Origin of the sequence: Paenibacillus dauci, from assembly GCF_000971985.1 — a bacterium.
GTDB lineage: Bacteria > Bacillota > Bacilli > Paenibacillales > Paenibacillaceae > Saccharibacillus > Saccharibacillus dauci.
Genome location: NZ_LAQQ01000001.1, coordinates 1484225 through 1500765 on the forward strand (window position 1 = coordinate 1484225; position 16541 = coordinate 1500765).

Annotated in this window: 12 protein-coding genes; 5 read left to right on the top strand and 7 right to left on the bottom strand. The window is 46.6% G+C overall.

All coding sequences use genetic code 11. The annotated features are described in order from the left end of the window. Positions 1-49 precede the first annotated feature (49 nt). The 4 genes from gcvPA (at position 50) to WH46_RS13940 (ending at position 4661) form a co-directional block, all read left to right on the top strand. Positions 50-1405: an aminomethyl-transferring glycine dehydrogenase subunit GcvPA gene (gene gcvPA / locus WH46_RS13925; RefSeq protein ID WP_046227092.1), complete on the top strand. Its 1356-nt coding sequence runs from the start codon at positions 50-52 to the stop codon at positions 1403-1405. Beyond that, a complete protein-coding gene (gene gcvPB / locus WH46_RS13930) occupies positions 1402-2937 on the top strand; it encodes an aminomethyl-transferring glycine dehydrogenase subunit GcvPB (protein WP_231584337.1) in 1536 nt (511 codons plus the stop codon). Before gcvPA ends, gcvPB begins: the two co-directional genes overlap by 4 nt. A 701-nt stretch (positions 2938-3638) precedes the next feature. Further along, a complete protein-coding gene (locus tag WH46_RS13935; protein WP_046227093.1) occupies positions 3639-4190 on the top strand; it encodes a GNAT family N-acetyltransferase in 552 nt (183 codons plus the stop codon). Between the two features lie 147 nt (positions 4191-4337). After that, on the top strand, positions 4338-4661 hold the full coding sequence (locus tag WH46_RS13940) for a putative quinol monooxygenase (protein WP_046227094.1): 324 nt from the start codon (positions 4338-4340) through the stop codon (positions 4659-4661). 217 nt (positions 4662-4878) lie between these two features. Here the strand turns inward: WH46_RS13940 and ptsP are convergent, their stop codons facing one another. The 7 genes from ptsP to WH46_RS13975 form a co-directional block, all read right to left on the bottom strand. Beyond that, positions 4879-6591, bottom strand: coding sequence for a phosphoenolpyruvate--protein phosphotransferase (gene ptsP, locus WH46_RS13945; RefSeq protein ID WP_017813501.1), 1713 nt, complete (start codon positions 6589-6591; stop codon positions 4879-4881). Continuing rightward, entirely contained in the window at positions 6584-6859 is a 276-nt protein-coding gene (locus WH46_RS13950; RefSeq protein WP_017813500.1) for an HPr family phosphocarrier protein, read from the bottom strand. The genes ptsP and WH46_RS13950 overlap by 8 nt, the downstream gene beginning before the upstream one ends. 514 nt (positions 6860-7373) lie before the next feature. Continuing rightward, positions 7374-9428, bottom strand: a complete 2055-nt coding sequence (gene ptsG, locus WH46_RS13955; RefSeq protein ID WP_046227095.1) for a glucose-specific PTS transporter subunit IIBC — start codon at positions 9426-9428, stop codon at positions 7374-7376. Between the two features lie 411 nt (positions 9429-9839). Further along, positions 9840-10691 carry a glucose PTS transporter transcription antiterminator GlcT gene (gene glcT / locus WH46_RS13960; protein WP_046227096.1) on the bottom strand — a complete coding sequence of 284 codons (852 nt, stop codon included), beginning with the start codon at positions 10689-10691 and terminating at the stop codon, positions 9840-9842. A 288-nt stretch (positions 10692-10979) separates the two neighbouring features. Beyond that, entirely contained in the window at positions 10980-12584 is a 1605-nt protein-coding gene (locus WH46_RS13965) for a flotillin family protein (RefSeq protein ID WP_046227280.1), read from the bottom strand. Positions 12585-12734: 150 nt separating this feature from the next. Next, on the bottom strand, positions 12735-13277 hold the full coding sequence (locus tag WH46_RS13970; RefSeq protein ID WP_017813496.1) for an NfeD family membrane protein: 543 nt from the start codon (positions 13275-13277) through the stop codon (positions 12735-12737). A gap of 371 nt (positions 13278-13648) precedes the next feature. After that, positions 13649-14812 (bottom strand): iron-containing alcohol dehydrogenase, encoded by a 1164-nt coding sequence (locus tag WH46_RS13975; protein WP_046227097.1) that lies wholly within the window; start codon positions 14810-14812, stop codon positions 13649-13651. A 617-nt stretch (positions 14813-15429) separates the two neighbouring features. Here WH46_RS13975 and WH46_RS13980 point away from each other — a divergent pair. Next, positions 15430-16524: an alpha/beta hydrolase gene (locus WH46_RS13980; RefSeq protein WP_046227098.1), complete on the top strand. Its 1095-nt coding sequence runs from the start codon at positions 15430-15432 to the stop codon at positions 16522-16524. Positions 16525-16541: the final 17 nt, after the last annotated feature.

Sequence of the window (16541 nt, forward strand, 5' to 3'; positions counted from 1 at the left end):
ATCTTCCCCCATTATCCGGCAGCCTGATCTGCCGAAAGGAGTATATACAATGAAATTGCATCGCTATATTCCGATGACGCCGCAAAATGAAGCCGATATGCTGGCTGTTGTCGGCGCGTCATCCATCGAGGATCTGTTCAAAGATATTCCTGCAGCTGTCCGTTATCAGGGTACGCTGCCTATGTCGGAGATGCTGGACGAGTATGCACTCACCCGTCATATGGGACAACTGGCTGGGCGTAATGCCGATACCGATCGTTATACGAGCTTCCTTGGAGCAGGCATTTATGATCATCATGTCCCATCGGTCATCAACCATGTAATTTCCCGCTCCGAATTCTACACCGCATATACTCCATACCAACCGGAGATCAGCCAGGGCGAGCTACAGGCGATTTTTGAATTCCAGTCCTATATCTGTGAACTGACCGGAATGGCTGTAGCCAATGCGAGTATGTACGATGGAGCAACTGCTCTGGCAGAAGCCGCTTCACTGGCAGCTTCCGCAACCGGCCGGACCAAGATTGTCGCTTTCTCCACAATTCATCCGGAAGCACGCGCTGTTGTACGCAGCTATGCACGCGGTCTGAATCTGGAAGTAGTTGAAGTTGCCTATGGTGACGGAGTAACGGATATCAGCGCACTCGCCGAAGTACTGGACGATCAGACAGCAGCTGTACTGGTACAATCCCCGAACTTCTTTGGTGGTATTGAAGGTATTCGCGCTGCTGCGGATCTGGCTCATGAGAAAGGCGCTCTACTCGTTGTCAGTACCAATCCAATTTCACTCGGACTGCTGGAAGCACCGGGCAAGCTCGGAGCCGATATCGTAGTCGGTGATGCACAACCGCTTGGTATCTCCATGTCTCTCGGTGGCCCTACCTGTGGATTCTTCGCTGTATCGCAAGCACAGATGCGCCGTATGCCTGGACGAATCGTCGGCCAGACGAAAGACCGTGATGGCAAGCGCGGCTTTGTATTGACACTGCAGACCCGTGAACAGCATATCCGCCGTGACAAAGCGACTTCCAATATTTGTTCCAACCAGGCGCTGCTTGCATTGTCTGCCTCGGTCTATATGTCGATTATGGGCAAACAAGGCATGATCGACGTCGCAGATCTGAATATTCAAAAAGCCCACTATGCTGCACAGAAACTGTCTTCTGTAGCTGGTCTGAAGCTGACATTCCAGTCCCCATTCTTCAATGAATTCGTGATTACTCTGCCGGAAGGCACCTCTGCTGCCGAGCTGAATCTGAAGCTGCTGGAGCAGGGCGTTATCGGTGGATATGATCTGGGTCTATCCTATCCGGAATTATCCGGTCACATGCTGTTTGCCGTAACGGAAAAGCGTACCAAATCCGAGATTGATCAATTGGCTACCCAACTGGAGGCATCCCTATGATAAACGAAACGGTAACGACAACCAATACAGATACTCCGTCTACAGCTACAGCATCCAATGAATTGATTGGTGCAGTAATCAAGGAAAAAGCACTGATCTTCGAACTCAGCCAGCCTGGACGGGTCGGCTACTCTCTGCCAGAATGTGATGTTCCTCGCGTAGAGACCAGTTCGGTAATTCCTCAGGAGATGCTGCGTAGTGAATCTGCTGCCCTGCCGGAAGTATACGAAGTCGATGTCATCCGTCACTATACCGAGCTGTCCCGCCTGAACTTTGGTGTGGATAATGGATTCTACCCGCTTGGTTCCTGTACGATGAAATATAACCCCAAAATCAATGAAGATGTAGCCCGTTATGCCGGATTCGCCAAAATTCATCCGTATCAGCCGGAGACCAGTATTCAGGGTGCACTGGAGATGCTGCATACCCTGCAAAACGATCTGGCGGCTCTGACCGGCATGGATGCTGTAACCCTGCAACCTGCAGCCGGAGCACATGGTGAATGGACCGGTCTGATGATGATTCGTGCCTATCACGAAAAACGCGGTGAACATCGAACCAAAGTCATCGTGCCTGATTCTTCGCACGGTACGAACCCGGCAAGTGCCACTGTAGCCGGATTCCAGACCATTACTATTCCTTCGAATGAAAAAGGTCTGGTCGATCTGGAAGCTCTGCGTGCAGCCGTTGGACCGGATACAGCAGCGCTGATGCTGACCAACCCGAATACACTAGGACTGTTCGAAGAACAGATTACCAAGATTGCTCAAGTTGTGCATGAAGCTGGCGGTCTGCTCTATTATGATGGAGCCAACTCCAACGCGATCATGGGAATTACCCGTCCAGGCGATATGGGCTTCGACGTTGTCCATCTCAATCTGCACAAGACCATGAGTACCCCGCATGGCGGTGGTGGTCCAGGTGCTGGCCCTGTTGGTGTGAAAAACAAACTGCTGCCATTCCTGCCGGAGCCGGTCGTTGAGAAAAAAGAAGATGGAAGCTACACACTACGCTCCGGTTCACCGGATTCAATCGGACGAGTTAAAGCCTACTATGGCAACTTTGGTATCCTGGTGCGTGCGTACACGTATATCCGTACCTACGGTCCGGAAGGTCTGCGCCGGGTATCCGAATGTGCTGTACTGAACGCCAACTATATGATGCATCGTCTTAAAGATCATTACATCATGCCATATGACAATGTATGCAAACACGAATTCGTGATGTCCGGTAAAGGATTGAAGCAGTATGGCGTACGTACTCTCGATGTTGCCAAACGACTACTCGACTTTGGCTACCATCCGCCTACCGTCTACTTCCCGCTTAATGTGGAAGAATGTATTATGATTGAGCCGACCGAGACGGAAAGCAAAGAAACACTGGATGCTTTTATCGACACGATGATCCAGATTGCAAATGAAGCTAAAGAAACACCGGAATTGGTAATTAATGCACCATACACGACAGTGGTCAAACGTCTGGATGAAGCAACTGCAGCACGCAAGCCGGTACTCAACTGCGCTTGCAGTTAATTCCAGAAGATTTCAGGATGCGTTATTGTAAGGGCATCTTCACTATGCCCGAGATGGTGTTTATCGAAAAGATAATATTGGTTCTATGAGATAATGATTATTATGAGAGGTAATAATTATTATAAGAGATCACGTTGATCGCAAAGAAGGATATTCAGCGCAACAGGTCACGATTATCATAAAAGATAATATTTATCGCATGAGATCATGTTGATGATAGAAGCTCGTGTTGATCATAAAAGACAATATTCAGTGTAAAAGATATCCGTATTCTTTTATATGATTACTATGATCCATAAAAAAATACGAAGGAGCTTATCATGATGATAAGCTCCTTCGTATTTTATTTTCTCTGCCGACTTTACTACATCATTTCCTTAATATACTTTCTTGAGGTATCTGCTGGTCTACCCAGATTGATTCCTTAATGTATCGTACCTTGTCTATGCATACTGGAAATAGTCATACAAGCTTTCTTTTCAACCCCATGTACTAAGTACATAGAGTTCATCAGCAACTACCTATCATTGTGCATTGAACGGCTATTTGTTTATGACCACAAGAAAGCTACCCAGCAGTTGAAAGATCGTTTTTTAAAAGCTATACTCAAAACAATTCCATACGTACTCTACATAGGAATTGTAACTGGAGCATAAGCTCAGATCGAGAAATTCCATTTCATCCCACACAGGAGGACAATCATGATTTATAGAAATGCTACTATCGAGGATATCCCTGCTATCGCAGAATTACAACAAAAATACCATGTCACTACCATCAGCGAAGAAGACAAACCACATGGCTTTGTTACCACGCTCTTTACAGATGAGCAATTTCAGGAATTGATTGAAAAAGAAAATGGTATCACTATCGCCTGTGATCAGAATAAAGTCGTTGCTTACGTCATGGCAGCTTCTTGGGAATACTGGTCCAAATGGCCTCTTTTCCAACATATGATCGGTGATCTACAGCGCACCGAGTACAAAGGAACGGTGCTATCTACCGAAAACAGCTATCAATATGGACCGATCTGTATCGATACTGAATACCGGGGTACAGAAGTACTTAAAAAGGTTTTTGAATTCTCTAAAACACAAATGAGCCAAAGATACCCGATCCTGATTACTTTTATCAATCATATCAATCCAAGATCCTACGCTGCACACACCCAGAAGCTTGGCCTCGATGTGATCAAAAGCTTTGAGTTCAACAATAACAACTACTATGAACTAGGCTGCCACACATCGAATTGATTTAACATTCAAGCAATTCGATTTCTGCAAATCGACTCCGATGAGATGCGACCATATAATAAAACAATTTAGACATCCTGTTCTATGTTATCCAGCCCAACTATTTTCGCTAAATACCACCTATTACTTTACGAAAAGAGGATTCTTATGAGCCGATTCGGATTATTTGGCAAGTTTACCGTACAGGAAAATCAGCGCGATACCATGGTCCATATCCTGCTCGACGCTGCAGAATCCATGAACGATCTGCAAGAATGCGAAATCTACACGGTCAACATCACCGAAAACGAACCGAACTGTGTGTACGTCTATGAAGTATGGAGCAGCGAACAAGCCCACCAGGCATCCCTTCAACTGGAAGTCACCCAGACTCTAATCCAAAAAGCCAAACCCATTATCACCGGCATGGAAAGAATCAGCCTCCTCCACCCTCTCGGTGGTAAAGGAATCATTCCAAAGGCTGACATTTAAGAATGGATATTTACCGCGCAGCGGCGATTCAAAAATATCCATTCTTAACCGGAGGCCACCGGAATGATCCTTTCCCGAAGCGAATCCCCTCATAACTCTTGTTCATCTTTGCACAAATAAAAAAGAAAAAAAGCTGATTTCCCGAATCATTTCAGGAAATCAGCTTAATGGGATTGTTGGAAAAAAGAATAACTAGACCGAAAACGGTATCCGGCAATTACGCCTGAATAGCGTTAACGAGTTCGACAACCTGCTCTGCTGTCTGCATATCGAGTGCTTTGGTAGCCAGCTCTTGCATTTCAGCTTTGGACAGTTTGGCGATTTGGCTGCGTGCAGGCAGAATCGAGCTTGCACTCATGCTGAACTCATCGAGTCCCAGACCGAGCAGCAATGGAATCGCTGTAGCGTCCCCTGCCATCTCGCCGCACATTCCAGCCCATTTGCCTTCTTTGTGCGCTGCATCGATAACCATTTTAACCAGACGCAGAATGGACGGGTTATATGGTTGATACAGATAGGATACACGTTCGTTCATACGGTCAGCTGCCATTGTGTACTGGATCAGATCGTTAGTACCGATACTGAAGAAGTCCACTTCTTTGGCAAACTGATCAGCCAGAACAGCTGTAGAAGGAATCTCAACCATGATGCCGAGTTGGATGTTATCCGATACAGATACACCTTCAGCAACCAGTTTTTCTTTCTCTTCCATCAGAACCGCTTTCGCTTCACGGAATTCGCCCAGTGTAGCGATCATTGGGAACATAACGCGCAGTTCACCATATACGCTTGCACGAAGCAGCGCACGCAGTTGAGTGCGGAAAATATCCTGACGATCCAGACACAGACGGATAGCACGGAAACCGAGGAACGGATTCATTTCTTTTGGCAGAACCAGGTAAGGCAATTCTTTGTCGCCACCGATATCCAGTGTACGAACAACTACAGGCTTGCCTGCCATTTTTTCGAGTACTGTTTTGTAGGCGTTGAACTGAACATCCTCGGATGGCAGTTCGTCACGGCCCATGTACAGGAACTCGGTACGGTACAGACCCACCGCTTCGCCGCCGTTATCAAGAACGCCAGCTACATCGTTTGGTGTACCAATGTTGGCAGCCAGTTCGACGTGAACGCCGTCTTTGGATACCGTTGCTTCATCGCGCAGTTTGCGCCATTCTGCTACCTGAGCTTCATAAGCCTCACGTTTTGCACGGTATTCTGCCAGAGTCGCTTCATCCGGATTCACGATTACGTTACCTTCGAGACCATCGACGATAACCATATCACCGTTTTGTACAACGTCCATAACTTCTTTTGTTCCTACTACTGCCGGGATCTCCAGGGAGCGTGCCATGATCGCAGAGTGGGAAGTACGTCCGCCAATGTTCGTTGTGAAGCCTTTTACATAGTTGCGGTCCAGCTGAGCTGTATCGGAAGGCGTCAGGTCTTCAGCAATGATGACCACTTCTTCACGAATTTCAGCAGGGCTTTGGAAATTAACGCCCATCAGATGGTTGATCACACGCTTCGTTACGTCGCGCATGTCCGCAGCACGTTCTTGAAGATAAGCACTCTTCATGTTCTCAAACATGGTTACAAACTGAGAAGCTACTTCGTTCAGTGCATATTCAGCATTGATCATATCGGAAGAGATTTTGTCTTTTACCGGATCGATCAATTCAGGGTCATTCAGAATGAGCAGGTGAGATTCGAAAATCTCTGCCTTTTTTGCTCCCATTTCTTGCAGTGTGCGCTCTTTGATCGCCTCAAGTTCCACTTTGGATTGTGCCAAAGCAGAATCAAGTTTAGCCAGTTCCGCATCGGTATCACTTACTGAGCGTTTGGTGATTTCATACTCAGGATGTTCCAGACGGAATGCTTTGGCAATGGCGATGCCCGAAGACGCCGCAATTCCCAAAATATTAGCCATTGATTTCGCCTAGCCCTTCGTTAACCATTACGTCAGTCAGAGCTTGCAGAGCCGCTTCTTCTTCTGCACCAGTAGTGGACAGAACGATAGTGTCACCTTGCTCCAGACCCAGAGACAGAACACCCAGGATAGATTTCAGGGTTACTTTTTTACCTTTAGCTTCAGCGAAAGATTCTGTAGAAGCAAATTTGTTAGCAGCTGTTACCAGTGCAGTTGCTGGGCGTGCGTGGATACCATCTTCATCAACGATTTTAAATGTTTTTTCCATTATAAAGTCACTCGCTTTCTGTTATTAGTAGTATAGATGTGAATATCAAGCCATCCACTCTATTGTACAGCATTATAAACCATGATGCACGTTCTGGAAGAAAAAATTTCGACTTTTTTCAGCAAATCCTAGCAATTTGCGGCAAAATTTAGGCAAATTCATTTCTTTACCAAACAAATGCTCGTTTTTACCAAAATATGCTTTCATTTTATAATGATAGCAAACTATAGGCGAAGTTCCGAAGAACCGCCTATAGTTTGCTGTGGAACACATCCTGCATACATACACTTAATACTACTTAGACAGAAAACCCTGAGGTTAAGCAGCTTACCAAGCCTTATCAAGCTGATTCGTCAAATTTATGATTGTTTTTCTGGATGTTGGACTATTCAGTTGGATAATCAGGATTGGCTATCAAGTACTTAGTGTATTACAGAGCCTATGATCCGGCAAAAACATTGTCCAGAGACTGTATTTGCCGGATTGTATTATACAAGTTGTAAAGGAACTTCGATTACTTGAGGGTGATGATGTCGCCTTCTCCGCCTTTAACTGTTCCAGATTTTTTCAGCGTTACCGCTGCACCTTCCGGCAGATTGGAGAAGATCACTGGTGTAATGATAGATGGAGCATTTGCTTTTAAATATTCCAGATCTACTTCAAGGATTGGCTGACCTGCCATAACATCGTCACCTTCGGCAACGAGAACAGTGAAGCCCTGGCCTTTCAATTTGACAGTGTTCACGCCAACGTGTACCAGAATCTCTTTGCCTGCTTCGGACATGATACCGATCGCATGCTTGCTCGGGAATACGTTGAATACTTTACCGTTTACCGGAGAAGCGATAGTTCCGCTCGAAGGCAGGATCGCGAATCCGTCACCGGTCATTTTTTGCGAGAATACCGGATCTGGTACTTCACTGATATTCAGTAGCTCACCGCTTGCCGGAGCAACGATTACTTCCTCCGTCATTACGTTAACCTGATTTTCAGCAGTTCCTTTGGCTGGTTCATTATCTACACTTGGAGGTGTGGCACGCGGTGTGCGTCCAGCGATAATGTCCTGCATTTGGGACTTGATCGTATCGGAACGTGTACCGAAGATTGCCTGAATATTGTTACCCACTTCCAGTACGCCGGAAGCGCCAAGGGATTTCAGACGGTCTTTGTTAACATTTTTCGGTTCTTTAACCTGGATACGCAGACGAGTGATACAAGCGTCCAGACTGGAGATGTTTTCCTGGCCGCCAAATGCGTCCAGAATCTTGCCAGGCAGTTCGTCTTGTGTTGCACTGCCACCAGAGCTGTTCTCCTCGGAAGCAACAGTGTCTTCGCGACCTGGTGTCTTGAGGTTGAACTTGCGAATAGCAAAACGGAAACCAAAGTAGTACACAACCGCCAGAATCAGACCGACGATGATAACGTCCCACCAAGGGGTACGGTTCGGAATAACACCAAACAGGATAAAGTCAATCAGACCACCGGAGAAAGTCATACCGATCTTAACGCCCAGAATCTGCATTGTCATGAAAGACAGACCTGCGAAGATTGCGTGAATACCGAACAGGATTGGAGCAACGAACAGGAATGAGAATTCCAGCGGCTCTGTAATACCTGTCAGGAAAGAAGTCAGTGCTGCAGAAGCCATGATACCTGCAACATATTTTTTGTGCTGTGGCTTGGATTCATGATAGATCGCCAGTGCTGCCGCAGGCAGACCGAACATCATGAACGGGAATTTACCAACCATGAATGTACCCGCTGTGAACGGTACACCGTCACGCAGCTGAGCCATAAAGATCTTCTGGTCACCACGTACCAGTTCGCCCGCTTTATTGACATATTCACCAAATTCAAACCAGAACGGTGAGTAGAAAATGTGATGCAGACCGAAAGGAATCAGTGAACGCTCGATCACACCGAAGATAAATGCGGACAATGTAGGGTTCGCATCAACCATGTTGTGAGATACGTTGTTCAGCAAAGACTGAATCGGAGGCCATACCACGATCATAATCAGACCGAGGATCAGGGATGTTACAGCAGTCATAATTGGAACGAAACGTTTACCTGCAAAGAAGCCCAGGTAAGACGGCAGTTCGATCTTGAAGAAACGCTTGTACATGGATGCTGCCAGAATACCGACGATAATACCGCCGAATACACCGGTTTGCAGTGTAGGAATACCCAGTACGGAAGCCAGAGCAAAGTTGCCTGTACCTACATCCGCAGCTTTGATACCCATTGCTGTACCCATGGTTACGTTCATGATCAGATAACCGATAATTGCTGCCAGACCGGCAACGCCTTCTCCTCCTGCGAGACCGACGGCAACCCCGACGGCAAATAACAAGGATAGGTTATCAAATACGATTTGCCCAGAGTTCATCATTACTTCAGCAGTAATTTGAACCCACTTGGCATTCAGTGCAGGTATATACTGCAAAAAGTCCGGATTAACCAATAGGTTACCAATACCCAGCAGCAGACCTGCAGCTGGCAGAATTGCAACCGGAAGCATCAGTGCTCTACCAACTTTTTGCAAAACGCCGAACAGACGTCTAAACAATACAGCCACTTCCCCTCTTGAATATAATGTATGATTTTGAGTTGCAGTGCAGGCAGGATTCACTTCTTCAATGTGTATGACCCAAACATGTAATAATTTAAACCAATTCGTCTAATTTATTACATAAATGGAACTTTCATGATTCCTCGACCTTACTGCGTTCAACAACCGCTTTGCGGATAGCATGCAAAAAAGGCATGAGCAAACAATGTACCTGTAACATAAAGCTATGCGTGCAGATAAGGATAGAATACGCCCTCTGCCATGCAGCTTCGCTACAAATACGTTGTTAACTCATGCCTGATCGAATCAGTAACACGTTATAACCGCTATTCGTTTGTTGATTACGTTCTGAATTATAGCACTCTCATTTTGAACATGCAAGCCTTTTCAACCAAAAAAATTACAGACTTAATTTTCGGTTTCATTTTTCTCGACAAACCGCTGCAGATGCATCGTTAGATAGCTAACTTCTGCTCCATATACAGGGCGGCGCAGACGACGTTCCATCATTTTGGTCAGCTTCCAGGCAAGCGAATATACTTCGGGATATTCGACCTTGAGCATTTCTTCCAGCCGATGGGTAGCCGCCACCTTCTCGCCGCGGCGGATACGCTCAATGGCAAAGCGCAGGTGGGTCAGCAGCCTCGAATAATCCAGACTGTCACCAGTGATAGTAATATTCAGACTGTCTTCCACCACCTTGACCATATCGGCAATCAGACGGGAATGCGCTTTGATCTGGGTAATATGCTGGTCCGTCAATGCGCTGTAAATATGCAGGGCGACAAAGCCGATCTCGTCTTCCTCCAGACTGACACCCAGTTTGTTTTTGATCATTTCCAGGGCATGTTCCGCCAATCGATACTCGGTCGGATACATTTCGCGTGTCTCGTACAAAAAAGGATTCTGTACGGTCATACCCTGTTCGGCACGCTTGATGGCGAATGCGATATGATCGGTCAATGCAATATGAATATGCTCGTTGAGCGGAGTTTTGCTTTCTTTATTTATAAAGTGAATAATCTCGTTAATCACTTCAATGATCTGTTCATCAATCTGTGTAGCCAGCTGCTTGTACTGCTCCTGCTCCTGCTGATTGGTTAGAATAAACATTTTCTCGACGACGTTGAGTGGAATCTGATCGCGTGTCTTGCGGTTAAATCCGATTCCTTTGCCGATCACGACGACCTCTTCATACTGAGGATGATCTGCAATAATTACGTTATTATTCAGTACTTTAGCCACTTGTAGGCTGCTCACAGTTGCACCCCTTTTACTATCGCCTTATCCCGACTAAGTTATCAAAAAATAACAGGCTAGTCAACATAATCTGCACATTGCTCCGTCAGAGCGAAAAAGACGATGAAGCCTTTATTTATCCGGCTTCATCGTCTTTTGACCTATTTCATGAATATCCCTGCCGGATATCCAGAATCGTTGTACACAGATACATGTATTATACACTTACTACCTTACAGTTACAAACAATAAACCAGTATGCAAATGGCTGCTACTCTATATCATAAGAATATGAAGCATCGATTACTTTTATTCTTTATCTAGTGTTGCATCCGGGATGCGGTTGGTCGATTGGACATCCATAGTCGGTGCTGTCAGCTCCACCGGGTGAATATCGCCTGCTTCGATAGGCGCTGTATAAGCCTTATCGGAAAGTACAGGTTGACGGTCGGTAGAAGTGTTGTTTTTGCCAGCGAATCCCTGAATCAGCTGCTCCAGATCAAGACCGGATACACTTTTCAGCATTTCAGGAGCAGTCGCCATCAGTTCAGTCACATAATTGCTGACTCTGGTCGCGCCTCCACCTTCTCCTTTGCCTGTATCAACTACGGTCAGCTTGTCAATGCTGCCAAGTGGTTCTGCGATCTTGCCTGCCAGTTCCGGCAGCATTTTGGCAACGATATCAAGAATAGCTGCCTGGCCATAATTTTCGAAGGCTTCAGCCAGTTTTTGCTTGGCTTCGGCTTCGGCGAGACCACGAAGACGGATGACTTCGGCTTCCGCCGTACCTTTGGCACGTTCGGCATCGGCTGTCGCCATACCCGCCAGACGCTGCTGCTCGGCAGATGCTTTGGCTTCGGTTTCAATAGAGTACTGTTTGGCTTCGGCTTCGCGCATTTTGCGAGCTTTGTCTGCCTGCGCTGCCTGCTCGACAGCAAAACGATCAGCTTCAGCTTTCTTTTTCACTTCGGCGTCGTATTGTTTCTCACGTACCGTAATTTCTTTTTCTTTCAGATCGATCTCGCGTTCTTTGCGAACGAGTTCGATTTTCATTTGTTCTTCGATCATGATCTGTTTGGCTTTGGCTTCCTGAATCTGATACGCCTGATCGGCTTCAGCGCGAGCCGTATCCTGATCTTTTTTGAAAGCGGCAATTTGCAGTTCTTTTTCTTTTTCTGCCTCGGCGATATGAGTATCGCGCAGCAGCTCGGCTTTTTGTCCTTCTTCTTCGGCACGGGCTTTCTGAATGCGTGAGTCGCGCAGCGCTTCGGCTTCAGCGATATCGGCATCCCGTTTCACGGCTGCAATTCGCGGTTTACCGAGGGATTCCAGATAACCATGCTTGTCGCGGATATCCTTGATCGTAAAGGAAACGATCTGCAGACCCATCTTTTTAAGATCACGGGCGGCAACACTCTGCACTTCCTGCGCAAAGCGGTCACGGTTGCGATACACTTCTTCTACGGTCATGGAACCCATAATCGAGCGCAGATGACCTTCCAGCACTTCCTGGGCTTCTCCCTGCAGCGCCTGGATCGGCTTGCCCATGAACTGCTCTGCAGCTGTTGCTACATCTTCGACAGAGCTGCCGATCTTGATAATAGCTACTCCGTCAGCAAGTACCGGTACACCCTGCTCGGTATAAACTTCCGGTGTGGTGACATCCAGCTTGTGGGACAGCAAGGACAAAAATTCGGATTTCTGGAAAATTGGCCAGATAAATGCACCACCGCCGCGCACGATCTTGATTTTGCGCCCGGCACCATCATCCGAGATGTTTTTACTGCCGAGAAAAGAACCGGTCACGACCATTGCCTCATCTGTACTAACGGTTTTGTACCGTGCCCAGAATGTAATACCCAGTACGATCAGAACAACTACTACAATGGCAGGAATCAGAATCATTTCGTTCATTATTGTCATTGTATTCTCCCCTTTGAACATGTATTTAATCTAAATGGATAAGACTGCTTGTTTTTATGATTACTACTTCCGTCACGTGCTTATTTCCAAATACGACCTGCTTGAGTCAGACATCGCTGGATTACAGCTGTATAGTTTTATTTATAATGGTGCCGGATCTGCTGCCAGACCCTGTTCGAATTCCGCTACTGCCAAGACACCTGCCGACTCCTCTACAATGACGACACGGACACCTGCCGCGATAGGACAATGCTCAAAACTCGACGCGATATGTACCGTATTGCCACCTGCTACCTTGATCATGACTTCGCCATACCCTTTACCTGGTACAGGTATGGTCACTTCTCCAATTCGTCCGATCATCTCCCGAATCGAATAGGATGTGGATACTTCGCTGTTCTCCATCGGTTTGACATAGACGAAAAACACGAACAATGCACCTGCAATAGCCGCCAGAATGGATAGTAATAACTCGACACCTATAGACATATCTGTATACCTGGCGAGCAAAATACCAGCCCCACCAAATACGGTAACCATACCTGCCAGCACAATCGGCTTGAACACGTCAACTCCAGGCAATTCCAATCCGCCCAGGACGTCACCCAGCAAGTCACCGAAAAGCAGGCTGAACAGCGCGTATACCGCTCCGATAATCAGACAGGTCCAATATAGCGTTTCCATAACTGCGGTCTCCTTTCCGTTTTTGTGACATAATCGCCGCATAGCCTTCAAGACCGGCTTTATTCAAAGCAAAAGTAATGCTGGTTGGCGATATACCTTTATTTACGTATAAATACAGATGAGGTTGCATATTTTTACCTTTAAAGGAAATCAAATTACAAAAATTCGATTTTCCCTCTTCTATTCATCTCTCATTGCTACGCATATTCAGATGGTTCTATTCCTTTGGAATACGTCAAAAAAGCACAGCTTCCCATGATCCATAGGATCAAAGAAACTGTGCTTTTGAATACGAAATGTTATAGTCGGACTGGTCTTACCATTACAGTTCGTTCATTAAACCTAATACTTCGGTTCCAAAACTCCCCTGCTTACAGGGACATACGATAGATTTCGCGTACATCGTCTGCCTGCAGTTTGGCAAAGTTACCAAAGGAAGGTCCGAACTTCAGTGTTTTCTCGACCATCAGGTCGATCTGACTGTCGTCGATATCGTAGTCGGCCAGACGGCTAGGTGCACCGATCGATGTCCAGAAATCACGCAGAGCCTGGATACCTGCTGCACCTACCTCTTCGTCGCTCTTGCCTGCAGGATCAACGTTGAATACGTTAACCGCCAGCTTCGCAAAACGGGCAGGGTCGACTTTGAGGTTATACTGCATCCAGTTCGGGAACAGGATCGACAGACCGCCACCATGAGGAATATCGTACACTGCGGATACCGCGTGCTCAATATTATGGGTTGCCCAGTCACCGGTTACGCCCATGCTCAGTACGCCGTTCAGCGCCATTGTACCGGAATACATAATAGTCGAACGCAGTTCATAGTTCTCCAGATCATTGATCAGTTGTGGAGCTGCTTCGATAACAGCACGCAGTACGGATTCGCAGGAGCCATCCTGTACCTGTGTATTTTGTTCTGGATGGAAGTACGTCTCCAGTACATGGGACATCATATCCACCATACCGTATACTGTCTGATCTTTAGGCAGGGAATACGTGAATTCCGGATCCAGGATCGAGAATGCCGGGAAGGAATACGCGCTGCCCCAGCCCAGTTTCTCTTGCGTGTCGCTGTTAGTGATAACAGAACCGGAGTTCATTTCGGAACCGGTTGCTGCCATTGTCAGTACCACGCCGAGTGGCAGTGCATCGGTTGCAGCCGCTTTACGTTCAATGATATCCCACATGTCGCCATCGTATTTGGCACCGACTACGATCGCTTTGGCGCAGTCGATAACGCTGCCGCCGACAGCGAGTACCAGATCAATATTATTGGCTTTGCACAGTTCTACACCTTTATGGACTGTGGTCAGGCGCGGGTTAGGTTCTACGCCTGCCAGTTCGGTTACATTCGCACCGATCTCGCCCAGGTATTTGATTACCTGATCATACAGACCTGCACGCTTGATGCTACCGCCGCCGTATACCAGCAGTACATTCTTGCCGTATTTTGGCACTTCACGCTTCAATGTCTCCAATTGGCCTTTACCAAAAATCAGGCGTGTTGGATTATAAAATTCAAATGATTTCATCTGAAATAGCCTCCCTTACAGGATATAAGATTTAGGAAAACACATGAGAAACGACTCCCTTCTCATTCCTCGAATCAGAATGTTGATAGGAAGTAATAAGTAAGTTACGGTTTCTCACTACTTTACAAGTATACACTGTCATGGCACAAAAATAAAATCCGACGTGTCCTTTTGCAGATTTAACCACAACAGACACCTGCCAAACGGGAGCTTCATAGCTTTTCAACACGAATCGTTTACAGATACTGGATTAGCCAACTGTTCTGCTGACATCGGGATTATCTGTTCCCTGAATGATTGGCTTTATTCTATACGGCGATAGTTATGCGGATACTGATAATGAGATCAGAGCATAATAGTTGGTTCGATTTCATCCAAATAGATGAGGCAGAAATTCAACCAAGGGAAACAGCTCCACCCATAGATTGAATTTGGTCCGTTTTACCTGCTAGGTAGTTAAAATTGCCTCTTCCGTGTCCAATATACGTGTAGAGGATTTACCAATTTCTACTTAAATCAGACTAATCTGTCTGCAGTCTCTCCTCTGACTTGTACTATCCGTATCCTATTGATCTACTCCATCCGTTCATACTATTGAAGAAAGGATTACCCTACTTATGAAAACACCCCACTCTGAAGAGCACCACAAAAGCGGACATTCCTGGAAAAAGATCATTCTCCGCACTGCCGGTTCACTGGTCGGAGTCGTCGTCCTTCTGCTGGCAGCAGGATTTATTTATGAAAATGTGGCTTCTCGTCACTCCCAATCTGCCTATCCACCGCCGGGTAAAATGATCGACATCAATGGCTATCGTCTGCATGTCCATACCTATGGGAAAGGATCACCGACGATTCTGCTGGAGGCCGGCAGTGGAGAATCCAGTCTCTCCTGGCGGAAAATTCCGGAGCAGCTGGCAGCATCTACAGGAGCTACTGTCGTGACCTACGACCGGGCAGGTTACGCCTGGAGCGATACCAGTCCACTGCCTCGAACCGGGCAGAACATTGTCAAAGAACTGCATGCTGCTCTACAAAAAGCGGATATTCCGGGTCCATATCTGCTCGCCGGTCATTCTCTCGGTGGTATGTACTCCCGTTTATTCGCACAAACGTATCCGGATGAGATTGCGGGTATGGTATTGATCGATGCACGACCGGAAAATGATGCCGAGCGTACAGAAGAGATTTACAAGGAAGAACACGCAGGCAGTTCTACCCCTTCACCGTATATCTCGATTTTTCTGGATGAAATAGGTGCATTTCGACTATTCCCCAATTTTATGCTGACCGGGCGAGTCGAACCGGAAGATCGGCAGGATTTTGTAAATGTGGTCGCTTCGCCGAAATATTTTAAAGCTGTAGCTGAAGAAGGCAAGCTCGCCAGTACGACCGAAGATGCAATTCGTGGTCAGAAGCTCGGCAACCTGCCTGTGCGCATTATTGCCCGAGGACAGGAACAGGATCTGACACGTTTTGGAATCAGTGAAGAAGCGAATAACAAGATTGAGCTAAGTTGGCAGATTGGACAGCGCGAGATGCTTTCTATTTCAAATAACAGCAAGTTGATTATAGCCAAGCGAAGTGAACATATGATTATTCATGATCAGCCCAAGCTGGTGATCCGGGTTATCGAAGAACTGCTGACCGAGATTCGGCAGAAATCTTCTGATGATGGTAAAAGTCCGAAGACTAACTCTTCTGCATCCTCCTGATCAATCTGAACAACCTG

Bases quoted from the DNA above. Each gene is read 5' to 3' on its own strand.
- gcvPA (WP_046227092.1), top strand. From the start codon at position 50: ATGAAATTGCATCGCTATATTCCGATGACGCCGCAAAATGAAGCCGAT.
- gcvPB (WP_231584337.1), top strand. From the start codon at position 1,402: ATGATAAACGAAACGGTAACGACAACCAATACAGATACTCCGTCTACA.
- WH46_RS13935 (WP_046227093.1), top strand. From the start codon at position 3,639: ATGATTTATAGAAATGCTACTATCGAGGATATCCCTGCTATCGCAGAA.
- WH46_RS13940 (WP_046227094.1), top strand. From the start codon at position 4,338: ATGAGCCGATTCGGATTATTTGGCAAGTTTACCGTACAGGAAAATCAG.
- ptsP (WP_017813501.1), bottom strand. From the start codon at position 6,591: ATGGCTAATATTTTGGGAATTGCGGCGTCTTCGGGCATCGCCATTGCC.
- WH46_RS13950 (WP_017813500.1), bottom strand. From the start codon at position 6,859: ATGGAAAAAACATTTAAAATCGTTGATGAAGATGGTATCCACGCACGC.
- WH46_RS13965 (WP_046227280.1), bottom strand. From the start codon at position 12,584: ATGAACGAAATGATTCTGATTCCTGCCATTGTAGTAGTTGTTCTGATC.
- WH46_RS13970 (WP_017813496.1), bottom strand. From the start codon at position 13,277: ATGGAAACGCTATATTGGACCTGTCTGATTATCGGAGCGGTATACGCG.
- WH46_RS13975 (WP_046227097.1), bottom strand. From the start codon at position 14,812: ATGAAATCATTTGAATTTTATAATCCAACACGCCTGATTTTTGGTAAA.
- WH46_RS13980 (WP_046227098.1), top strand. From the start codon at position 15,430: ATGAAAACACCCCACTCTGAAGAGCACCACAAAAGCGGACATTCCTGG.